The following is a 20,716-nucleotide window of genomic DNA, read 5'->3' as shown; positions in this document are numbered from 1 at the left end:
CTACTGCGGGCAATCACACCACACCGAGGGACCACATGAACGAGATCAAGCACACGCCGGGACGCTGGTTGCGCGACCACCTGACGATCACCGCCGAGATGAACGGGCATGTCATCGCGCGCGTCGGCGACGCGCATTCGATGTTGCGCGGAGCTGATAAGCGCGAGATGCAGCAGGAATGCGTCGCGAACGCAAAGGTAATCCATGCAGCTCCCGACATGGTTGACGCACTCGAGCTGGTTGCCGCGAAGGATGACGCCGCACGCAAAGCCGGCAAGCCGATCTTCACATCTGGCGAACGTCTGACCATCGACGCGGCGCTGATCAAGGCCGGCCGGAAGAAGGCGCCGGAGCCGGTGCGGCATTTCACGATCAATGGAGGCGTGTGATGGCACTCACTCCCGAGAAGCGCGCAGCCCTGAAGCTCGCACGCGAACGGATCGCCACAGGTGGAAGCCGGTACATCTGCTTCGCACTGCACGACGTCGGCGCACTCTTTCCGCATCTGGGGCCGGTGTGCGACCAGTTGCGGGCGTACATCCGCGATCAACTCCACCCATGGAGCACGTTTGAAGAATGGCAAGCGGCCAACGGATGCGGCGGTCGATCGTTCGCGCAACGGCGGATCGACCGCGCCGCGTGGATCGACTGGATGCTCGACGAGCCTAAGGAGGCATGATGCGCACCACTGTCAACAGCCTATCGCCTGTATTGCGCGAATACAAACGATCGCCTGTATCGCCCCTGCGCTACGTGCTCGAAGGGTCGCTATGGGCGATCGCATACGGCGTGGCGATCGGCGCGCTCTGGTTCACCGCGGACCTCGCGGGCCCCTACCTGCGGAGTCTCGGATGAACACGCCGTTCGACTATCTCGGCGCCCTGCTCGACCGGCTCTTCGAATGGAATCCCATAGCCGGTTACCTCGTCGCAGTCGCGATCGCCGCGGCATGCACGCTCGTGCTCGCCCGACTCAACGCAGACGGGACGTCCGTCGCCGCCTTCGTCACGAGGCCCGCATGAGCCGCTTCACCGATCACGCGGCGCTCTTTGAGCGCCGGCACCCGCGCGCCGCGCGCGCTCTCGTCGTGGCGATCCTCGCCGCGGTCGCCCTTCTCGCTGTCGCGGTCGACAGCCTCACCAAGCACTGGGGAATCCTGTGAGCCCATCCGTCTATACCGTTCGCGCGTCCAGCTGGGGCGCGCTTTTCGACTGCGCCTACCGGTGGGAGGGTATCCACCTCCTGAACATGCGCAACGTAGTCGGCCTGCGCGCCGCGCTCGGCACCGCGATCCACGCCGGCACCGCCGTGTTCGACCAAGCACGCCTCGACGGGTCGGGTCTCACGGTCGACGACGCCGCCGGCGCTTTCGTCGACAAGCTGCACGACCCGGAGAACGAATTCGACCCGGATCGCGACGACCTGAGCATGTCGGACGCCGAGCGCATCGGCCTGTCGTTGACGACGAAGTACTGCCTCGAGGTCGCGCCCCGCTACGAATACGTCGCAGTAGAGATGGAGACGAGGCCGCTCGACATCGACTGCGGCGGCGGCATCATCGTGCGACTCACCGGCACGATGGACCGCGCGCGCGTGCGCCGCTCGGCGACCGGTGTCGGCATCGCTGACCTGAAAAGCGGGTCGTCGGCCGTGCAAAAAGGCGCGGCCGTCACGAAGGGACACGGGCCGCAAGTCGGCACGTACGAGCTGCTCTATGAGCACACGACCGGCGACCAGATCGGCGACACTGCCGAGATCATCGGCCTGAAAACGAAGGGCACGCCGGAGGTCGCGACGGCGCCGATCGCGAACGCGAAGCGCGTGATGGTCGGTACCGAGGAAACACCGGGGCTGATCCAGTTCGCCGCAGACATGTTCCGCTCCGGCCGCTTCTACCCCAACCCGAAATCCCTGCTGTGCGATCGGAAGTACTGCCCGCGCTACGGCACCTGTCAATTCCACGACTGATCTACGAGACCATTATGTCCACGCCTACCACTCTGGAATCCGTCCGCTCGCCGCTGCCTCGCGAAGCCAACCTCCCCGCCGTCGCTCCGGGCTTCGGCTCCTTGCAATCGTTCGAGCTGATGCAGCGCGCCGCGAACCTGCTGGCCTCGTCAACGCTCGTGCCCGCCGCGTATCGCAAGGTAATCGAGAAAACGAACCGCTACGGCGAGGTCACCGAATCGCGCGAGAATCCGAATGCACTCGCGAACGCTGTCGTCGCGCTGAACATGGCGCAGCGCATGGGCGCAGACCCGCTGATGGTGATGCAGAACCTGTACATCGTCGAGGGCCGGCCGTCGTGGTCGTCGCAGTGGATCATCGCCGCCGTGAACGGTTGCGGCCGTTTCTCCCCGCTGCGATTCGACATCCGCAAGCTCGGGCGCAAGACGGTGCCGTACGTGACGTTCGAATGGAGCGGCCCGAGCGGCAACCGCACGCGCACCGAGAAGCGGCAGGACGTCGAGATCGAGGACATCGAGTGCATCGCGTGGGCGCTGGAACGCGGCACCGACACGCGTCTCGAATCGCCGCCGGTGTCGATCGAGCTCGCCGTGAAGGAAGGCTGGTACACGAAGAACGGCAGCAAGTGGCAGACGATGCCCGAAGTGATGCTCCGGTACCGCAGCGCGTCGTTCTTCGGGAAGCTGTACGCGCCCGAGCTGCTGATGGGCCTCACCACCGTCGAGGAAGCCGCTGACATCGTCGACGTACACGACGACGGCAGCTACTCGGTGAATCGCGCAACGCTCGACGAGCTGCGCGCCGGCCGCGCGCAGCCTGCCGACGAAGTACCGCGCGGCGCAGCGGCGCCGCAGGCGGAAGCGCCCGCCGCGACCGAGCAGCGCGCGGAAAGCGCGCCGGCGGCAGCGGCTCACGCGGAGCCGGCCGACGACCAAGGCGAATCCCCCGAGCATCGCGGCCAAAGCGGCTTCGAATTCGACGTCGACGGCCTGGTGCGTGGCATCCGCGAGGACATTGAATCGGCGGCAACCGCCGAGGATCTCGACCTCGCGCGCAGCGCGATCGCCGGCGTGCCGGATGAGGCCGCGAAGGCGGATCTGAACGCGGCGGCATCAGCGCGCATGCGCGCCATCACCGCGGCGGCCGAACAGGCACAACAACAACCGCGCGCCGGCGCCGCGCGTCGTGCGCGCGGCCCGATCAGCGCCGACTAACCGGTACCTGTCATGAAGATCACCGACATCTACGTCTCGAAAGTGCTCGGGATCCACGCCGCAGACCTGCGGTTGTCGAAGCCCGTCGCCCTCTTCGCCGGCCCGAACGGTGCCGGCAAGAGCAGCCTGCAGGAAGCCGTGCGCATGGCGCTCACCAGCGACACCGTGCGCGTCGCGCTGAAGAAGGAATACGGCTCGCTCGTCACCGAGGGCTCGGACGCCGGCCAGATCGTGGTCGCGTGCGGCGAGCAGGCGAACAGCGTCATGCTGCCGTCCGGCAAGCTGAAGCGGGAGCTCGCTGACGATCCGCGCCTTCCGCTGGTGCTCGACGCGCAGCGATTCGCGCACCTCGGCGCGGCCGAGCGCCGCGCGTTCCTGTACGACCTGATGGGCGTGAAGATCGGCGTCGACGAAATGCGCGCCCGGCTGCTCGACAAACTCGGGTTCCACGCCGATGCGGTGCCGGCACCGGCCGCCGCCCGGCTCGCAGCCATCACGCCGATGTTGCGCGCCGGCTTTGAAGCGGCGCAGAAGGAAGCGGCCGACCGGGCGCGCGGCGCGAAGCAGTCGTGGCGCAACGCGACCGGCGAGACCTACGGCAGCCAAAAGGCGGCCACGTGGCGCCCAGCGGCAGTCGAGTTCGACGATGCAGCATTGCGGAAGCTCACGGGCGAACGCGCGGCGCTCGACGACCGGATCGGCGAACTGCAGCAGCAGATCGGCGCAGCCGACGCGGCAGACACCGCAGCGCGTGCGCGCGCGTCGAAAATCGCCGACCTGCGCACCCGCGCCGCCGGTTACGCGAAGGCGGTAGAGCTCGCGCAGCTGGCCGACGAGCAGGTAGCCGAATTTCTGCCGAAGGTCGAAGCGCTTCGTATCCGCGCCGGCGCGGCATCCGCCGGTACCGAATGCTCGTGCCCCGAGTGCGGCGCTCTCCTGCGCTACCTCAACGGCGCTCTGTCGGCGGCGGCCGCAACCGGCACGCGCGACGACGAAGCTGCCGCGAAGCTGCCCGAGTACGAGCAGGGCCTGAAGACGCTGCAAAACGCAGCCGCGAACCGCAAACGCGACGTCGAAGCGGCGGACGCGGCCGCGACGCAACTGCGGGCGCTCGAAGACGACGCGGCGGACAGCGGCGCGGCCGCCGCCCGCGAGAGCGGCGACGCCGCGCGCTCGGAACTGGCCGACCTTCAGCGCCGTCGCAAGCAGCTCGACACCGACATCGCGACGCTTCGCGAAATCGAACGGCGCGCCGCCGGCGCCGCTGATCTGGCACCGCAGGCTGCGGCGCTTCATGAAGACGTCGCGGCGTACGAGGCGATCGCCGACGCGCTCGCGCCGAACGGCATCCCGGCCGACCTGCTCAGCGAAGCGCTCACGCCGATGAACGAGCGCCTGACCGACCTTGCCGAGATGTCCGAATGGGCCGACGTGACGATCACGCCGGAGATGGAAGTTCTCGCCGATGGCCGCGCGTATGCCCTGCTCTCCGAATCGGAACGCTGGCGCGTCGACGCGCAAATCGCCGCGGCGATCAGCCATTTCTCTGGCCTGAAGCTGCTCGTGCTCGACCGTGCCGATGTCCTGGTCGGTCCGGAGCGCGACCGGCTGCTCTACTGGCTCGACGACCTCGCGTACAGCCAGCAGATCGACACGGCGCTCGTGTTCATGAGCCTGAAGGCGGCGCCGACCGGCTTGCCGGAAAGCATCGAGGCATTCTGGGTCGAGGACGGCCAGGTCGCGGCCGTCGCGCCGCGCACCGTACGGGAGGCAGCGTGAGAGAAGACATCCAGCGGTATCTCACCGAGACGTCGGAAGCCACGGCGAAGAACATAGCGACCGGAACTGGGCTTCCGCTGCTCGACGTGACGAAGGAGCTGAACCGCATGCTCAGCGATGGGCTGGTCGAGCGCATGAAGCGCACGGGCGGCGGCAACGAGTACGTGTACTGGCTCGCGGCAACGGGGCGACCCGCCGCGCTCGCCGGCGATGCGCCAATGGCGGATGCGGCGCCGGCGCTGGTATCGATCGGCCTCGTCGAGAAGTCGGTGGACCCGAACGCCCGAATCCTCGACGCCGCGGAGCTCGTCGAACAACTCATCGCAGACCTGCGCGCCGACAATGAGCGTCTCACTGCCGAGCGCGACGCCGCGCTGCAGAAGGCCGACACCTGGCGCACGAACGCCGCGGCGCTCGAAGCGCGCATCGACGAACTGACGCTCGGCCCGGTCGGCGCGCGCACCCCGCTGTTCGTCACGGTCGGCCGCAGCTGCAAGCCGCAGCGTCACGACTCGCTCGAAAAAGCGCAGAAGCGCGGCCGCGCGCTCGTACGCAGCGAGAGGGAAGCCGAAGTGCTCGTGCTCGAACCGGTCGGCCGCATCGTGCGTGGCACGCAGTGGATGCCCCGATAGCAGCACCGCCGCGCGCCTTCCGTGCCCCGGATTGCGCGGCGCATTCGGGCGGCTCGTATAGCGCCCAATTTCTCCAAGGAACACAGTATGGATCTGACGACTACCCATGCGACCGACGTACAGCGCGACCAGCAGTACGACACTCTCCTCGCAGCCGTTCAAAGCGCTTTCGCATCACACACCAGTAATCCGCAGACGCGCCTCTATACAACGGACGTCGAAGGGCTGTTCGACGTCTACCTGAACGCCCTTTCGCCGTCGCCCGGCATTCGTCAACACCATACCTGTAACGCGTGCCGCCGGTTTGTCGAGCGCTTTGGTGGCCTCGTGACCATCAGCGAAGATGGTTCGGTGGCGTCTCCGATCTGGACGCAGGAAACGGCGTCCGCTGTCGAGCAGCCATACTACGCCACGGCGGTCGCTCAGATGCGCGCGTCGGTCGAGCGTGCACGCGTCACTGGCGTCTTCTATACGTCCGAAAGCATCTGGGGCCAACCTCGCACCGGAGAATGGACGCACTTCTGTGTGACGCCCGGCCCTCACCTGATCCATGCGAGCCGCGTACAGACCGCGTTTCAGGCGATCGCCGAGACGCGCGAGGACTACCGCACGATGCTGACGGCATTGCAGGAGTTCACGCTCGCTACCGTCGAAACCGCTGTAACGCTGCTCAGGACCGATTCGCTCTACCGGTCCGAAAAGTGCCTTGGCGCGGCAGAATGGCTGCGCGACGTGATCGTCACACGCGACGCGGCGAAGAATGTTCGCCTGAAAGAAAATCTGCTTTGGCGCGCAGTCGCTACTGCGCCCGCAGGGTTCGCACATCCGCGCTCATCAATGATCGGCACGCTGCTCGAAGACATCGCAGCAGGGCTGTCCTTCGACGACGTGAAGGCGAAGTTCGCCGCGAAGATGCATCCACTCCTGTACCAGCGTCCGCAGGCTGCGCCGAGTGCGGGAACGATTCAGCAGGCCGAGAAGATCGTCGAACAGATGGGTATCGCTCCTTCGCTCGAGCGGCGCTTTGCACGGGTCGACGAGCTACAAACGCTGTGGAAGCCGAGTGATGCGGCTCACGTCCCGTCGAATGGCGGCGTGTTCGGCCACCTCCAGCCGAAGTGTGCGAGGCCGGCCAGTTCGCCCATGATCGCTTCAGGCGTCCCGATGACATGGGAAAAATTCGCTCGCACCGTCCTGCCCGAAGCTGAACGGATCGAAGCGTATGTGCCGAAGGGCTCGGCCAACTTCGCCGCGTATCTGACTGCGCAGCATGCAGATGCGCCTCCCATCCTGCAATGGGATCGCGACGATCAGCGCAATCCCGTGAGCTGGTACCTGTACAACGGCGGTTCACCAGCATCCCAGTGGGGACTCACGCCGGGCACGTGGGCGAAGGTGACCGCAGTCAGCGCGCAGCCATCGTCATGGCATGCGCCACACGCTCATCAAGGCGCTGGGGTGCTTCTCGTCATCGAGGGCGCGAAGGATCATCGCAACGAACGTTCCGGGAATTGCCTTTTTCCCGAATGCCTGAAGTCGGAGCTGCACGCCGTGCGATCGGTGATCGAGGCGTACTCGCGCCGCGCGTCGATCGGCGGCTTTGACGAGGCATCGGCGTGTGGCCTGATGCTGCAGAAAAGCAGCCGCTTCGGTAACGGTCACCGCGTCCGCGTGACGGCAAAGGGTGCAACGCTGGAATACGTCATCGATCGGTGGGATTGATCAGGATGAGTCGGCCTGCCCCAAACAAGAAAACGCCTTGGAACCCGTCGCGCCGAGCGACGGCCCGCGTCAAGAACCTGCTCCCGGCTCCGACGATATGCCCGTACGACGGCGCCCCCGTCGAGATCGTGAACAACTCGGCAATCTACGGCCGCGAGTATGGCGAGTGGCCGTGGGCGTTCCTCTGTCGCTCCTGCCGCGCATATGTCGGCCTGCACCCCTTCACCGCGATTCCACTCGGAACGCTGGCCAACGGGCCGACTCGTGACGCGCGGAAGCGCGCGAAAGCGGCCTTCAACCCGATCTGGCAGTCCGGCGGCATGACGCGCACCGACGCATATATCTGGTTGGCTCGACAGCTCGGGATCGAGAACCACGAGGAATGTCACATCGGATGGTTCGATGTCGCGACATGCGATCGCGTCGTGGCCATCATTCAACAGGAGTACCCCGAATGACCGACACGCAAGACCCGCTCTGGCGCGCGCTCGCGCGCCTCGAACACGCCGAGCTGAGCGACGACGAACGCAACCTTCTGCGGCCGGCGTTCGCCGCAATGCACGGCAGCCACGCGATGCGCATCCCCGAGGACATCGTGAAGTTGATTCGACGCCTCGACGCGACGCTGCCGAAAGCGCTGGAGAGCTGACATGCTGCGCACCATTCTGTTCTTCATCAGCGGCCGCCTGCCGTGCCGAATCATCAGCGACGCCGGCCGGCCCTACCTCGAGCGCTACTACCTGTTCACGCTCTTCGGCGTACGCGTCTACCTGCACCGCTTCGTCGACAGCGATCCCGATCGCGGTCTGCACGATCACCCGTGGCCGTGGGCCCTCTCGCTGATCCTCTCCGGCTGGTACTACGAGCAGACTCGCGCCGGCACGAAGATCGTTCGCTGGTTCAACGCACTGATCGGAGACTCGTTCCATCGCGTGATCCTGCCGCGCGACCTCGGCGTGCACGAGTGCTGGACGATCTTCGCGCACCGCGCGCGACGCACGAAGGAATGGGGTTTTCTGCGCGACAAGGGCCAGTTGGGCCGCGTGTACACCGCCCACAAGCCCGGCGCAGACGACCAATGGTGGAAGCGTGCCGCTCGCGGCCACGCCGAGCCGCAGCGAATGCCTCGCTGAGCAACAGAGCCTCACCCCGCGCGGCGTGCCTCGGTCCGCGCGGTATTCAAAGGGCGCCGAACTTCTCGGCGTCCTTTCTCTTTTCCGCGACGCGAAGTCCCGCGCCGCTACCGACAACGGCTGACCCATAGGAGCCCCCATGATGAAGTCCTACACGTCGACGCTCGTCGACATCCGCGGAGGCATGCTCGTCGAGGAAGCAACCGAGCAGCTCAACCAGCTCGTCGCGCTCGTCCGCGACACCGGCAAGCCCGGGAAGATCAGCGTGACGATCGAGATCAAGCCGTTCGCGAAAGTCGCCGATGCGCTCGAGGTGTCGGGCGAAGTTTCGACCACGCTTCCGAAGGAGAAGCGTGCCGCCGAGGTGTTCTTCCCGACCGTCGAAAACAACCTCTCTCGGAACAGCGAGCGACAGCCCGATCTTCCGGGCATTCAGCTCGCTGACACCGGCACCGGCCGGTAACGCCGCAACAACCACCCCACCAGGAGAATCACATGCTCGAACACGACGCCCCCGATATCAGCGCCGCCCTCAACGCCGGCACCGCACTCGCTGGCCCACAGAAGTCTCCGCTTGCCGACGGCCTGCCGTTCGTCGTTGTGCCGACTGGCTACGAGGTGCGCACGCTGGACGAACGCGAGACGTTCCCGAATCGGGTGCGCGGCACCGTGAAGGTTCGCGATGCTGCCAGCTTTATCGCCTACTTCAATCGGCAGAAGACGGGCAACAGCCTGATCTACGCGTCGCTCGACCCGGCGCACATCCTCGGCGTGATCGATGACCACTTCCCGGCGAGCGACCAGCTCGACAACGGCGGTGCGAACTGGCGCGAGTACCGCGTGCAGTTCGCCGTGCCCGCGTCGCGCGAGTGGAAGACCTGGACGGCCCGTGACCGCAAGCCGACGACGCAGCTCGAATTCGCGGAGTTGATCGAAGACAACCTGCCGGACATCGTCAACCCGTCAGGCAGTGACATGTTGTCGATCGCGCTGAACTTCGAGGCGAGCAAGGGCGGTAACTTCGTGTCGGCAACGCGCCTGCAGGACGGCAGTGTCGATTTCGTGTGGCGCGAGGACGTGAACGCGACCGGAAACAAGGTGAAGATGCCGACCGAAATCGCGCTCGAGATTCCGGTCTTCGAGAACGGCGCAAAGTACCAGCTCGCCGCGCGCCTGAAGTATCGCGTGAAGGATGGCGGCCTGACGATCTGGTACGAGCTGATCCGCCCGCACAAGGTGCTGGAAGATGCGTTCCGCGCGATCTGGTCGGACATCGAAGCGCAGACCGAGACGAAGATCCTGCTCGGCTCTCCCGAATAAGCGAATCCCACATGGCCGGCCGCGCGCTTCCTAGTAGCGCGCGGCACTCTGCCGCGGAAGTCTCACCGCGTTTTTCTCACCGGCTTCAACGGTGGGTGCTCGGAGTGACGGGTTGGCGCCGTCGCACATTGAATAGGTCTGCAGCGCAGCGGCCTTCATGCTACCCAACGCTGCCATATGCGAGCCGAGCACTCACCCCTGAAGCCTGACCATCAAACGGAGATCTCGCGTGAAGCGTGACCTGATGACCCTGCCGCTCGACCTCGGCAGTGAATTGATCGTCGACAACTTCGCCGGAGGCGGCGGTGCCAGCACTGGCCTCGAGCGCGCGTTCGGGCGGCCGGTCGATATCGCGATCAACCACGATCCCGAAGCGCTCGCGATGCACGCGGCGAACCACCCACGCACGAAGCACTATTGCGAGAGCGTGTTCGACGTGGACCCGATCGAGATTACGGGAAACCAGCCTGTCGGCCTCGTCTGGCTGTCGCCGGACTGCAAGCACTTCAGCAAGGCGAAGGGCGGCAAGCCGGTGTCCAAGAAGATCCGCGGGCTCGCGTGGATCGCGCTGCGCTGGGGCATCGAAACCCATCCGCGCGCGATGATGCTCGAGAACGTCGAAGAGTTCACGACGTGGGCCGATGTGATCGAGATTGGCTCCGGCAAGCACATCCCCGATCCGGAGAAGAAGGGCGAGACCTTCCGCGCGTTCATTGGAATGCTGACCACGGGCGTTCGGCGCGACCATCCGGCGCTGGCTGAGGCATGTGAAGCTCTCGGGTACGCAATCGATGGCCCCGAAGCGGGTCGACTGTCGGCGGGCCTCGGATATACCGTGGACTATCGCGTGCTGCGCGCGTGCGACTATGGCGCACCGACGATCCGGAAGCGGCTATTCATCATCGCGCGCCGCGATGGGCTGCCGATCGTCTGGCCGACGCCGACGCACGGCGACCCGAAGAGCGCTGCCGTGCTCGCCGGCGCTCTGCAGCCGTGGCGCACCGCAGCCGACTGCATCGACTGGTCGATCCCCTGCCCGTCGATCTTCGAGCGCGAGCGTCCGCTGAAGGACGCGACGCTGCGCCGTATCGCGCGCGGCATCATGAAGTTCGTCGTGAACAATGCGGATCCATTCGTGATCCACCTCACGCATCACGGCGCCGACCGCGCCGCCAGCATCGACGCCCCGCTCGCGACCGTCACCGGAGCGAATCGCGGCGAGCAGGCGCTCGTCGCTGCGCACATCACGAAGTTCCGCGCAAACAGCGTCGGCAGTGCAGCCGACACGCCATTGCACACCGTGACGGCCGGCGGTGACTGCGCGCGGCCGGCTGGAGCGGCGCACGCCATGGGCGTCGTCGCCGCGACGCTGATCCAGACCGGCTACGGCGAGCGACCGGGACAGGCACCGCGCGTGCCGGGCCTTGAAAAGCCTGTCGGCACGATCGTAGCCGGTGGAGCGAAACATGCTGTCGTTGCAGCCTTTCTTGCACAGCACAACAAGGAACGTGTCGGCGTCAAAGCCGGGCGCTCGGCGGAGTCGCCCATCAGCACCATCACGTCCAGCGGCGGGCAGCAACAGGTCGTTGCCGCATTCCTCGCGAAGCACTACGGCGGCCATGAATCACCGGGCTCATCGGTCGATGCGGCGATCAGCACGATCACGACGCAGGACCATCATCACTTAGTGACGGCGCAGCTGGTCGGCTGTGGCGGCCGCGCTGGGCAATCTCGCCCGCGTGATGCCAGCGAACCGACGGCGACGCTCACCAGCAAAGCCGATACGACGGTCGCGGTGTCGCACCTGGTCAAGCTGCGCGGCACCTGCCGCCACGGTGCGCCGGTCGACGAGCCGCTGCACACGATCAGCGCTGGCGGCACCCATCACGCCGAGGTCCGCGCGTTCTTGATCAAGTACTACGGCAACGAGAAGGATGGCGTCGAGCTGCGCGAGCCGCTGCATACCGTACCGACGCACGACCGCTTCGGCCTCGTCACGATCCACGGCGAGGACTACGCGATCGTCGACATCGGCATGCGCATGCTCACGCCGCGCGAGCTCGCGCGCGCGCAGGGCTTCCCGGACAGCTACGTGCTCGACCCGGTCGTGAACGGCAAACCCCTGTCGAAGTCGGCGCAGGTGCGCATGATCGGCAACAGCGTGTGCCCGGACGTCGCGACGGCACTGATCCGAGCGAATTTCGCGCATGAACAATTGATCGCAGGTGTCGCTGCATGACCTGGCTCAACCACTCCCACCGCGGCGACTGCCGCGACCTGATGCGCGCGATGATCGCCGACGGCGTGCGCGTGCAGACGATCGTGACGTCGCCGCCGTACTGGGGCCTGCGCTCGTATCTGCCCGAGGGCCATCCGGACAAGCATCGCGAGATCGGCCAGGAGCCGACGCTGCGCGAGTTCATCGACACGCTGGTCGGCGTGTTCGATCTCGCGCGCCAGTTGCTGGCCGACGATGGCACGCTCTGGCTGAACATGGGCGACAGCTACGCTGCGAATCGCACGTATCAGGTCGCTTCCACGCTGATGAACGGCGATGCCACGAATCAGGCGCAGGCCGCTGGCGGCCGCGGAATGAAAGTTCCTGATGGTTTGAAGCCAAAGGATCTGGTCGGGCAGCCGTGGCGCCTCGCGTTCGCGCTGCAGGAAGCCGGCTGGTATCTGCGGCAGGACATCATCTGGCACAAGCCGAACCCCATGCCGGAGAGTGTGCGCGACCGGTGCACGAAAGCGCACGAGTACCTGTTCTTGCTCAGCAAAAGCGAGCGCTACTACTTCGATCAGGACGCGATCCTCGAACCGGTCAGCGCGAACACACACGCGCGCCTGTCGCAGAACGTTCAGGCGCAGATCGGGAGCGCCCGCGCGAATGGTGGCGCAAAGACGAACGGCAACATGAAGGCCGTCGGCCGCAAGCTGGCTCACGATGCGTCCGGCACGAAGACGAATGCGAGCTTCGACGAAGCGATGGCAATCATGCCGACGGAGCGCAATCGCCGGTCCGTCTGGACGATCCCGACGCAGTCGTACAGCGGCGCTCACTTCGCGACCTTCCCCGAAGCGCTCGTCGAGCCCTGCGTGCTCGCCGGCAGCCGGCCGGGCGACGTCGTGTTCGATCCGTTCTTCGGCAGCGGCACGACCGGACAGGTCGCGCAGCGGCTCGGCCGCCGCTTCATCGGCTGCGAACTGAATCCCAACTACGAACCGCTGCAGCGCGATCGCCTGCGGCAACTGGGCCTCGCGCTCGCGTGACCATCTGAGGATCACACCATGACCACGAAGGCGGAACGCGCCGAACATGCCAACCAATTGCTCAGGGCGATTGGGTCGCACGGACGGCGCTTCTTCTACAACGCAAAGCATGACCAATACGCCCGGTTCGAGCTCGATTCACGTGGCCGCGTCTGGTTCGTCGACGACTACACGCAGAAGCGCGTGTACACGCACGACAAAGGGCGCTGGCGCGGCTTCACGCAAGGCGGCACGCTGCGCAGCCTGGTCGAACGCATGCGCGACTACATCAGGACTGGGTGGCAGCTACCCCGCGGCGTGATCGCGCCGCCGTACATGGGTGGCAACTCCGAGGACAACGTATGGGGCTATGACCGCGAGGCCGCTGCAGCACTCCGCGCCACCGCGTTCGAGCTGCCAATCATGGCGCCGCCCCCGTGGCCCAGCGACACGCCGCGCGACTACTACGTCATCAGCGTGCACCACACGATGCGCGAAAACAAGTTCATCACGTTGTGGTGTCCCGACGACAGCGGTTATTGCTTCAGGACAACGCGCGCGGGCAAGTACAAAGGCGAAGCGGTGCGCACGAAGCTCGGATACTACAACAGCGGCTGCGCAAACATCGCCGTACCAGTCGACGTGATAGATCCGCTGACGGTCATGACGACGCCTGCGGATCGGCTCGACGGACCCGATGGCCCTGCGCTGCTCAATACGAGGGCGAACTGGAAGAAGCTCATCGCGAACGTGATCGCGCGCCCCGAATATCCCATCGAGCCGCAGTTCCCCGGCGCACGCCGGCCTGCACATGAACGACGGAGGGCTGCATGACAACCACCCACAACGAAAAGAGCCCCGCTCCCGAACAGGCGAGCGAGGCAGTACATCAGCGACCGGTCCCGAAGGTTGACACATGCACTGCCGACCCGGCCGCTGAAACCATTGTCGGCGCGCGCGTCGACTGCAGCAATGGGACGAGTTCGAAAGTTCGGAGCGCTGATGCGCTGACTGTTGCAGCGGCACTGGAAGCGTACGAAAAGGCGTCGATCGCCGCATCCGAATGTGAAGACGTTGGTGATGCGCGCGTCGCGTTCGTGCGCAGCATCATCGCCTCGGCCCCTGTCGAGCGGCCCGCAGCAGTGCCGATTCCGTACGACGGGCTGACCGAGGAATTCACGGACGAAGTGGCCCGGCTTGCGGACGATGCGCCCGGCATTCGCGAAGCAGTATCGGCCGCGCTGGAGAACTCCAACGCCATCATCGCACCGCAGGGGAATGCCGCACCCGCACCGGCGGGCGAGCGGGCGGCGTTAGTCGAGCGCGTGCTCGGTATGTTCGAGGCATGGCCGAAGGACGAACCGGGTCCGACCCACGAGCCCGAATCGCAATATCGGCTCGGTTACAACACCGCTCTGGAGGATGTGCTCACCGCAATCGACGCAGGCGCACCTATCCGCCGCGCCGCATCTGCCAACGAGACGGACGACTACGAAACGCGCCGGAAGGTTGCCGAAGCACTCGGAATCGTGTGGCCCGGCACTCGGGACGGCAAGCGCACTGGTTTCGCATGGAGCTATCTGCTTGGCTGCATCAAGGATCTTTCCTCTGACGTTCGCCACATCTATGGCGCTTATGGCGATGCGTGCGCCCGCGCCTCTGCCAACGAGACGGGGGCGGAAGGGGCGGCTGTCGCATGGATGCGCATTGACGATCCGCGCGACTGCATCTCCGACGCGAAGAAGCGCGACATGATCGAGCATGCCGGCGCACCAGGCGCGCGACTGGCTGAGAACTATTCGATCGCTCTCGGCAAGATCGGCCCCGCGCAGGCGGCGGAACCGGTGGCGTGGGACTTCCGCATGATCTCTCGCGACGTGCCGGCCGACTGGCACCGCTGCGCGTCGAAGGTGCATGCCGACGAATTGCGAAAGCCGGATTACGCAGGCGTCATCGAAGTGCGCGATTTGTTCGACGCCCCGCAGCCTACCGGGCAGGCAGACGCTCGGGAGGGGCTGACGGACGAGCAGCGCGAAGCAATTGAATATGCCGCACGCTGGTTGGAAGAAAACGTCAGTAACCGATACGCATATACAGCCGCAAAGCAATTGCGCGCCCTTCTCCAAGGAGCCAACCATGCCGAATAACACGTTGCCCGATGATCTCAATCCAGTACTGATCGAAGTATGCGCGCGGTTTATTGGCAAGCTCACAGGACTTGTGCCGCCACCGGTCGCCGATTTCCCGCCGGAGATGCATGCGTCATTCCGCCAGTTCGCGACCGAAGTTTATGCGATCGTGCGCGAGAACATCACCGGGCCGGAGCCGCGCGCCGAGGTGACGGACGACGACAAGGTCTGCGCAGCGCGGTATCGCTGGTTAAGCCGTCAGGCTGTCGCCACGCATAGGTACGACGAGCTCGATTGCCGATGGGAAGTCGACTATGTCCTCCGCGGCGAATCGCTTGACGCAGCCGTCGACGCCGCCCGATCAGCAACCGGCCGCTGATCTCAGCCGTACCGGCTCAGCCACTCTTCCGAGAACTGCTTCGCGTAGGCGACGGCCTCGGCCTCGGTGTTGAACTCACCGAGCTTCCGGAATGCAGCCTCACGGCTGAAACCCACCTTCGTCACCTCGACCTGCGCGGCGTACTTGCCGTCCTCGGTCACGCGCGGCTCACAGTTCATCTCGTAGCCGCGCATCACAAACTTCTTCTGCATTGTTCACCGCATTTTTGAGACCTGGGAATCCTAGCATGAGCGAGAACACCAAAATCGAATGGTGCGACCACACCTTCAACCCCTGGGAAGGCTGCCAGAAGGTCGGTCCCGGCTGCGATCACTGCTATGCCGAGACGCGTAACGCGCGATTCGCAGGCGGCACGGCAGTGAACTGGGGTCCGGGGGCACCGCGCCGCCGCACATCGTCAGCAAACTGGCGGAAGCCGCTCGCGTGGAACGCCGCGCACGCAGAGTTCTTCGCCGCGCACGGCCGACGCCAGCGCGTGTTCTGCGCGTCGCTCGCCGACGTGTTCGACAACGCCGTATCGCCGATCTGGCGCGCTGACCTGTTCGAGCTGATCAAACGAACGCCCCATCTCGATTGGCTGCTGCTGACCAAACGTATCGGCAACGCGCGCGAAATGATTCAGACGTCGATCGAATTTCTAATGGACGCGGACCGCGAGTGGCCGTGGCCCAACGTCTGGCTCGGCGCGACGATCGTCAATCAGACCGAGGCGGACCGCGACATCCCGAAGCTGCTCGCGGTGACCGCGCGCGTGCACTTCCTCTCCATGGAGCCGCTGATAGGTCCCGTCGATCTCACGTCGAGCGGTGCCGTCTGGTCGGATATGAACGGCAATATCGTCGACGCGCCCTCGCGCGGCCTGCGTAGTGTCGACTGGGTGATCGTCGGCGGCGAAAGCGGCCCCCACGCGCGCCCAATGCATCCTGATTGGGCCCGGTCGCTGCGTGACCAGTGCGCGGCCGCCGGCGTGCCGTTCCTGTTCAAGCAATGGGGCGAGTGGGCGCCGGCGCCCGAAGTTATTGATGCGAGCGGGACCCTCTTCCATCGATTCACCGATGGCGTGTGGATGCAACGCATCGGCAAGCGCGCCGCCGGCCGGCTGCTCGACGTCCGCACGCATGACCAATTCCCGGCGGTACCCGCGTGAGGCTATATCCGCGTCAGCTCACCCGGCCAGCCTTCGATGTCTTCATCGAAGTGGTCCGCGTTGTAATGCCCTTCAGCGCGAAACCATCCTTCTCGTACCGCGAGCGATATCGCCTTTCGGCAGACGACCTCAAGCCCCCCAGCCTTCGCAGGCTTCCACAGCGCCGGCGGAAGATTGATGTTCAGCGTTGTCCGGCGTTCACCGCCGCCGAGTTCGTTGATGTGGACGCTTGTCGGCATATTGTTCTCGCGACAAACAGTGCCGATATGAAATCGGCGTGTGTCCCCGTCTATATCGACTTCAAACTCGTATCCGCGCGCATCGAGAAAGATCGTCATATTCAGGTCCCCATTTTGAGTTTTTGGAAATCGTAGCATGAGCGCAATCATCAGCAGCTGCTGCCGCTACCGGTACCGCCTCGAGCGCGAAGTCGCGGCCGCCGGCATCGTTGTCGCGTTCTTCGGGGTGAATCCATCACGAGCCGACGCGAGCGTGCGCGATCACACAGACCTGAAATGGACTGGCTTCGCTCATCGCTGGGGTGCGCGCAAGTACATCGCGGGCAATCCATTCGCTTGGCGCTCGACAAACGTCCGCGAGCTGGCCAACGTGGCCGATCCGATCGGCCCGGAGAACGATGCGCACCTCACGCAGATCATCGCGGATGCGGATTTACTCGTGCCGTGCTGGGGCGATCGCGGCAAGCTGCCGAAAGGCATGCGCCGGCGCCTCGACGCCGTCGCTGACATGCTGCGGGCCTCGAACAAGCCGCTGAAAGTTTTCGGTCTCACGTCGGGAGGCGACCCGAAACATCCCCTCATGCTGGCATACGACACGCCCCTTATCGACTGGAGCCGCCCGTGAAAGAACGCCCCATTCTCTTCAGCGGCCCAATGGTGCGGCCCATCCTCGAAGGCCGCAAGACTCAGACGCGCCGCATCGTGAAGCTGCCGCACACCAACCCGCTCGGCGTGTGGGAGCCGACTACGATCGGCGGGGAGAACGGAGGCCGAACAGCGTCCGGCGAAACCGTGCCGCTGCAGGGCGCCATCTGGCACACCCGCACCGGCGATTGCCTGATCAGTCCGCACGGCCAGCCCGGCGATCGGCTGTGGGTGCGCGAGGCGCACATCGCATACGGCCGCTGGGAAACCCGCTTCAGCGAGAAGAAAGGCCGCGACGCGTGGCACTTCATCGACATGACGCTGGAGACCGGCCGCGAGTATCGCTTCGACGGCGATCTGCCGAACGCGGCGCGGAGCGGCGCGACGCCGGCGTGGTGGCGTCGGCCGTCGATCTTCATGCCGCGCGCCGCCGCGCGCACGCTGCTCGAAGTGACCGGCGTCCGCGTCGAGCGCCTGCAGCGCATCAGTGAGCCGGACGCGCGCGCGGAAGGCGTGACGATCGAAGAGCACCACATGCGCGGGTACTGTGCCGGCGCCTACCGGCCGCCGAGCATCCGTGCCTTTCACGACCTGTGGGACAGCCTGAACGCCGCGCGCGGGCACGGCTGGGACGTGAACCCGTGGGTGTGGGTTGTTGAATTCAAGCGCCTCGGCGCGGGAGAGTGATATGCCGATCGTGACGAACGAAGAGCTCGTTGAGCTGACGGGCGGCCTGAAACAAGGCGCAGCGCAAGCGCGCTGGATCAAGAAAGCACTGGGTATCGACGCGCCGCGCAAGGCTGACGGCCATCCCATGCTGACATGGGAGCAGGTGAACCAGCCACGCGCCGGCGCGACGCCGCGCACGCAGCCGAAATGGAGAGTTGCAGCATGAAGAAGCACCGGGAACGTGATGGCCTCCTGCCGCGCATGGAGGCGCGGAAACGGAAGGAAGGCTTCACGTACCGCTATCACCCGGTCGGGCAGAAGCCGATCAACCTCGGTCACGATCGGCTCGTCGCCATCCGCAAGGTACTCGACATCCTTGGCGCCGGCGACGACCTCGGTACGATCGGCCGCCTCTGGGAGCAGTTCCAGGAGACGCCCGGCTGGCAACGCTATTCGCAGTACACGCGCAACGACTACAAACAATGCAGCGGTCCGCTGCTCGAAACGTTCGGCGACATGCGCGCTGCGGACATCGACGCGACGCACGTCTCGCGCTACCTGCGCATCGAGCGCGCGGCCGCGCCCGTGCGCGCCAACCGCGAGGTCGCGCTGCTTTCGAACCTGATCGGCCTGGCGATCGACCGCGGCGAGGCGAAGCACAACCCCTGTCGCGAGGTTCGGCGGAACGAAGAGCAGCCGCGCACCGAGGCGCCAGAGCCGAAAGACTTCCAGGCGTTCGCTGCCTGGGTCGCGTCGCTTGGCGGCCAGAAGGCGGTTATCGGCATGGCAGCCGAATACGCGGCGCTGGCTGGAAACCGAAAGGTGGAGTTTCTGGATCTGTCCTGGCCGCAGATCGATGAGACAGCCGGTGTGATCCGCGTGAAGCGCGCGAAGCAGCGCGGAAAGAAGCGCGGCGAAGTCATCGAGCACATTGAGATCACGCCCGCCCTGTCGGAGCTGATCGCGCGTCTGCGCGCCGCCCGGAAGGACGACTGCCTGTACGTATTCTCGAATCGCTATGCAACCCACTACTCGCCGGCCGGCTTCAAGACCGAATGGTCGAAGCTGATGAATAAGGCGTTGGAGCTGAAGAAGATCGGGAGACGCTTCACGTTCCACGATCTGCGCGCGTATTACGTGACCCGGCACAAGGCGGAACGCGGCGCGCTGCCGGATCTGCATGCGAATCCGGCGACGACGGCGCGCGTCTACGATCGAACGAAAATCGTAAAGCGACGCGGCATGTAATTCCCAATTTGGGAATTCCAAAACAAAAACGGCACTGGATAAAATCTCAGTGCCGTTTCTAACTACCTGATACTGCTTGGAATTCTGTGGGGTGGCTGATGGGACTCGAACCCACGACAACAGGAATCACAATCCTGGACTCTACCAACTGAGCTACAGCCACCACTGATACTGCGATGCTCGTCGCTGCTTTGTTTGTCGTTCAGCAGCGAAGAAGCAAGATTATACGAAGTCTTTTGATTCTTGCAAAGCTTTTTTTTCAAAAATTTCGTCCGCGTCGCTCAGATGCGCACGTGCCTCGTCGAACACGGCCAGATCGCCGCGGGCGAGCTTCTTGTTGTCCGACAGCACACGACGCCAGCCGCGTGCGCCCGGCACGCCGCGATACAGGCCGAGCGCATGTCGCACGATCGCGCCGAGATACGTACCGCGCTTCAGTTCCGCTGCGCAGTATTCGATCAGCTGCGCCTCGGCCGCTTCGCGCGTCGGTGCGGCGTCGGTCGAGCCATAGAAACGCGCGTCGACCTCCGCGAGCACATACGGGTTGTGATACGCCTCGCGGCCGAGCATCGCGCCATCGACGTGCTCGAGATGCAGCGCCACCTCATCGAGGGTCTTGATACCGCCGTTGATGACGATCTCCAGCGACGGAAAATCGCGCTTCAGCCGATACGCATAGTCGTACTTCAGCGGCGGAATCTCCCGATTCTCCTTTGGCGACAACCCCTTCAGGATCGCGTTGCGCGCGTGCACGATGAAGGTCCGGCAGCCTGCGTCGGCAATCGTGCCGACGAAGTCCCGCACGAACGCGTAATCCTCGATCGCGTCGACGCCGATCCGGTGCTTGACCGTGACCGGCACCGACACCGCGTCGCGCATCGCCTTCACGCAGTCGGCGACGAGCTGCGGCTCCTTCATCAGGCAGGCGCCGAACGCGCCCCGCTGCACGCGCTCGGACGGACAGCCGCAATTCAGGTTGATTTCGTCGTAGCCCCACTGCTCGCCGAGCTTCGCGGCGCGCGCGAGATCGTCCGGTTCGCTGCCGCCGAGCTGCAGTGCGACCGGCGATTCGCTGGGCGTGAACCCGAGATGTCGCTGGACGTCGCCGAACAGCAGCGCGCCCGTCGTGATCATCTCCGTATACAGCCACGTATTGCGCGTCAGCGTGCGATGGAACGACCGGCAATGACGGTCGGTCCAGTCGAGCATGGGCGCAACAGAT

At 65.2% G+C, this 20,716-nt stretch carries 28 protein-coding genes, 1 tRNA gene and 1 pseudogene; 26 read left to right on the top strand and 4 right to left on the bottom strand.

Going from position 1 to position 20,716, the window contains the following annotated elements; translation table 11 throughout:
• The first annotated feature begins 35 nt into the window (after positions 1 to 35).
• The 21 genes and pseudogenes from BUB20358_RS28215 (at position 36) to BUB20358_RS04635 (ending at position 15,525) form a co-directional block, all read left to right on the top strand.
• A complete protein-coding gene (locus BUB20358_RS28215) occupies positions 36 to 389 on the top strand; it encodes an XkdD/Y8K6 family phage-associated protein (RefSeq protein WP_094190562.1) in 354 nt (117 codons plus the stop codon).
• Positions 389 to 679: a hypothetical protein gene (locus BUB20358_RS04725; protein WP_045552462.1), complete on the top strand. Its 291-nt coding sequence runs from the start codon at positions 389 to 391 to the stop codon at positions 677 to 679. Before BUB20358_RS28215 ends, BUB20358_RS04725 begins: the two co-directional genes overlap by 1 nt.
• Complete coding sequence (locus BUB20358_RS04720) at positions 676 to 855, top strand: hypothetical protein (RefSeq protein ID WP_045552463.1); 180 nt, start codon at positions 676 to 678, stop codon at positions 853 to 855. Before BUB20358_RS04725 ends, BUB20358_RS04720 begins: the two co-directional genes overlap by 4 nt.
• Entirely contained in the window at positions 852 to 1,022 is a 171-nt protein-coding gene (locus BUB20358_RS04715) for a hypothetical protein (protein ID WP_165802997.1), read from the top strand. The genes BUB20358_RS04720 and BUB20358_RS04715 overlap by 4 nt, the downstream gene beginning before the upstream one ends.
• Positions 1,019 to 1,162: a hypothetical protein gene (locus BUB20358_RS04710; protein WP_165802996.1), complete on the top strand. Its 144-nt coding sequence runs from the start codon at positions 1,019 to 1,021 to the stop codon at positions 1,160 to 1,162. Before BUB20358_RS04715 ends, BUB20358_RS04710 begins: the two co-directional genes overlap by 4 nt.
• The gene (locus tag BUB20358_RS04705; protein WP_006764418.1) at positions 1,159 to 1,968 is read left to right on the top strand and encodes a RecB family exonuclease; all 810 of its coding nucleotides are present in this window, start codon (positions 1,159 to 1,161) and stop codon (positions 1,966 to 1,968) included. Before BUB20358_RS04710 ends, BUB20358_RS04705 begins: the two co-directional genes overlap by 4 nt.
• A 14-nt stretch (positions 1,969 to 1,982) precedes the next feature.
• Complete coding sequence (locus BUB20358_RS04700) at positions 1,983 to 3,182, top strand: hypothetical protein (RefSeq protein WP_045552464.1); 1,200 nt, start codon at positions 1,983 to 1,985, stop codon at positions 3,180 to 3,182.
• A 12-nt stretch (positions 3,183 to 3,194) separates the two neighbouring features.
• Positions 3,195 to 3,302, top strand: a pseudogene (locus BUB20358_RS28210) (hypothetical protein); the annotation flags it as partial.
• Positions 3,303 to 3,575: 273 nt separating this feature from the next.
• Positions 3,576 to 4,961 carry a DNA repair protein gene (locus tag BUB20358_RS04695; RefSeq protein WP_223473318.1) on the top strand — a complete coding sequence of 462 codons (1,386 nt, stop codon included), beginning with the start codon at positions 3,576 to 3,578 and terminating at the stop codon, positions 4,959 to 4,961.
• Positions 4,958 to 5,593, top strand: coding sequence for a hypothetical protein (locus BUB20358_RS04690; protein WP_006764420.1), 636 nt, complete (start codon positions 4,958 to 4,960; stop codon positions 5,591 to 5,593). Before BUB20358_RS04695 ends, BUB20358_RS04690 begins: the two co-directional genes overlap by 4 nt.
• Positions 5,594 to 5,680: 87 nt before the next feature.
• Positions 5,681 to 7,315 (top strand): hypothetical protein, encoded by a 1,635-nt coding sequence (locus BUB20358_RS04685; protein ID WP_199901226.1) that lies wholly within the window; start codon positions 5,681 to 5,683, stop codon positions 7,313 to 7,315.
• A 5-nt stretch (positions 7,316 to 7,320) separates the two neighbouring features.
• Positions 7,321 to 7,773, top strand: coding sequence for a zinc-finger-containing protein (locus BUB20358_RS04680; protein ID WP_045552466.1), 453 nt, complete (start codon positions 7,321 to 7,323; stop codon positions 7,771 to 7,773).
• Positions 7,770 to 7,964 (top strand): hypothetical protein, encoded by a 195-nt coding sequence (locus BUB20358_RS04675; protein WP_045552467.1) that lies wholly within the window; start codon positions 7,770 to 7,772, stop codon positions 7,962 to 7,964. Before BUB20358_RS04680 ends, BUB20358_RS04675 begins: the two co-directional genes overlap by 4 nt.
• A gap of 1 nt (position 7,965) precedes the next feature.
• The gene (locus BUB20358_RS04670; protein WP_006764423.1) at positions 7,966 to 8,448 is read left to right on the top strand and encodes a hypothetical protein; all 483 of its coding nucleotides are present in this window, start codon (positions 7,966 to 7,968) and stop codon (positions 8,446 to 8,448) included.
• A 139-nt stretch (positions 8,449 to 8,587) separates the two neighbouring features.
• Complete coding sequence (locus BUB20358_RS04665) at positions 8,588 to 8,911, top strand: YfdP family phage-associated protein (protein ID WP_045552468.1); 324 nt, start codon at positions 8,588 to 8,590, stop codon at positions 8,909 to 8,911.
• Between the two features lie 32 nt (positions 8,912 to 8,943).
• Complete coding sequence (locus BUB20358_RS04660; RefSeq protein WP_006764424.1) at positions 8,944 to 9,768, top strand: DUF2303 family protein; 825 nt, start codon at positions 8,944 to 8,946, stop codon at positions 9,766 to 9,768.
• Positions 9,769 to 9,997: 229 nt separating this feature from the next.
• Positions 9,998 to 12,007, top strand: a complete 2,010-nt coding sequence (locus BUB20358_RS04655; RefSeq protein WP_006764425.1) for a DNA cytosine methyltransferase — start codon at positions 9,998 to 10,000, stop codon at positions 12,005 to 12,007.
• Positions 12,004 to 13,038, top strand: coding sequence for a DNA-methyltransferase (locus BUB20358_RS04650; protein ID WP_006764426.1), 1,035 nt, complete (start codon positions 12,004 to 12,006; stop codon positions 13,036 to 13,038). Before BUB20358_RS04655 ends, BUB20358_RS04650 begins: the two co-directional genes overlap by 4 nt.
• Positions 13,039 to 13,056: 18 nt before the next feature.
• Complete coding sequence (locus BUB20358_RS04645; RefSeq protein ID WP_006764427.1) at positions 13,057 to 13,851, top strand: YoqU family phage-derived protein; 795 nt, start codon at positions 13,057 to 13,059, stop codon at positions 13,849 to 13,851.
• On the top strand, positions 13,848 to 15,164 hold the full coding sequence (locus BUB20358_RS04640; protein WP_045552470.1) for a hypothetical protein: 1,317 nt from the start codon (positions 13,848 to 13,850) through the stop codon (positions 15,162 to 15,164). Before BUB20358_RS04645 ends, BUB20358_RS04640 begins: the two co-directional genes overlap by 4 nt.
• Entirely contained in the window at positions 15,154 to 15,525 is a 372-nt protein-coding gene (locus tag BUB20358_RS04635) for a hypothetical protein (protein WP_123806839.1), read from the top strand. Before BUB20358_RS04640 ends, BUB20358_RS04635 begins: the two co-directional genes overlap by 11 nt.
• Positions 15,526 to 15,527: 2 nt before the next feature.
• Here the strand turns inward: BUB20358_RS04635 and BUB20358_RS04630 are convergent, their stop codons facing one another.
• Positions 15,528 to 15,737 carry a hypothetical protein gene (locus tag BUB20358_RS04630; protein WP_006764430.1) on the bottom strand — a complete coding sequence of 70 codons (210 nt, stop codon included), beginning with the start codon at positions 15,735 to 15,737 and terminating at the stop codon, positions 15,528 to 15,530.
• A gap of 35 nt (positions 15,738 to 15,772) precedes the next feature.
• On the opposite strand from BUB20358_RS04630, the gene BUB20358_RS04625 reads away from it, so the two are divergent.
• Complete coding sequence (locus BUB20358_RS04625) at positions 15,773 to 16,693, top strand: phage Gp37/Gp68 family protein (RefSeq protein ID WP_045552471.1); 921 nt, start codon at positions 15,773 to 15,775, stop codon at positions 16,691 to 16,693.
• A 2-nt stretch (positions 16,694 to 16,695) separates the two neighbouring features.
• Here BUB20358_RS04625 and BUB20358_RS04620 read toward each other — a convergent pair whose 3' ends face one another.
• Entirely contained in the window at positions 16,696 to 17,082 is a 387-nt protein-coding gene (locus BUB20358_RS04620) for a hypothetical protein (RefSeq protein WP_123806840.1), read from the bottom strand.
• Here BUB20358_RS04620 and BUB20358_RS04615 point away from each other — a divergent pair.
• The 4 genes from BUB20358_RS04615 to BUB20358_RS04600 are packed head-to-tail and all read left to right on the top strand — an operon-like array spanning position 17,069 to position 19,494.
• Complete coding sequence (locus BUB20358_RS04615; protein ID WP_006764431.1) at positions 17,069 to 17,557, top strand: DUF1643 domain-containing protein; 489 nt, start codon at positions 17,069 to 17,071, stop codon at positions 17,555 to 17,557. The two genes, BUB20358_RS04620 and BUB20358_RS04615, sit on opposite strands and share 14 nt — an antisense overlap.
• Positions 17,554 to 18,264 carry a hypothetical protein gene (locus BUB20358_RS04610; RefSeq protein WP_006764432.1) on the top strand — a complete coding sequence of 237 codons (711 nt, stop codon included), beginning with the start codon at positions 17,554 to 17,556 and terminating at the stop codon, positions 18,262 to 18,264. Before BUB20358_RS04615 ends, BUB20358_RS04610 begins: the two co-directional genes overlap by 4 nt.
• Before the next feature lies 1 nt (position 18,265).
• Positions 18,266 to 18,472 carry a DUF4224 domain-containing protein gene (locus BUB20358_RS04605; protein ID WP_045552473.1) on the top strand — a complete coding sequence of 69 codons (207 nt, stop codon included), beginning with the start codon at positions 18,266 to 18,268 and terminating at the stop codon, positions 18,470 to 18,472.
• Positions 18,469 to 19,494 (top strand): tyrosine-type recombinase/integrase, encoded by a 1,026-nt coding sequence (locus BUB20358_RS04600; protein WP_105773979.1) that lies wholly within the window; start codon positions 18,469 to 18,471, stop codon positions 19,492 to 19,494. The genes BUB20358_RS04605 and BUB20358_RS04600 overlap by 4 nt, the downstream gene beginning before the upstream one ends.
• A gap of 87 nt (positions 19,495 to 19,581) precedes the next feature.
• On the opposite strand, the gene BUB20358_RS04595 is transcribed toward BUB20358_RS04600, so the two are convergent.
• Together BUB20358_RS04595 and dusA are read right to left on the bottom strand one after the other, a co-directional pair.
• A tRNA-His gene (locus BUB20358_RS04595) sits at positions 19,582 to 19,657 on the bottom strand.
• A 59-nt stretch (positions 19,658 to 19,716) separates the two neighbouring features.
• Positions 19,717 to 20,703 carry a tRNA dihydrouridine(20/20a) synthase DusA gene (gene dusA / locus BUB20358_RS04590; RefSeq protein ID WP_035972442.1) on the bottom strand — a complete coding sequence of 329 codons (987 nt, stop codon included), beginning with the start codon at positions 20,701 to 20,703 and terminating at the stop codon, positions 19,717 to 19,719.
• Positions 20,704 to 20,716 lie beyond the last annotated feature (13 nt).

Origin of the sequence: Burkholderia dolosa, from assembly GCF_902499135.1 — a bacterium.
GTDB lineage: Bacteria > Pseudomonadota > Gammaproteobacteria > Burkholderiales > Burkholderiaceae > Burkholderia > Burkholderia dolosa.
The sequence above is the reverse complement of the archived record's forward strand: the minus strand, read 5'-3'. Positions and strand labels throughout refer to the sequence as shown.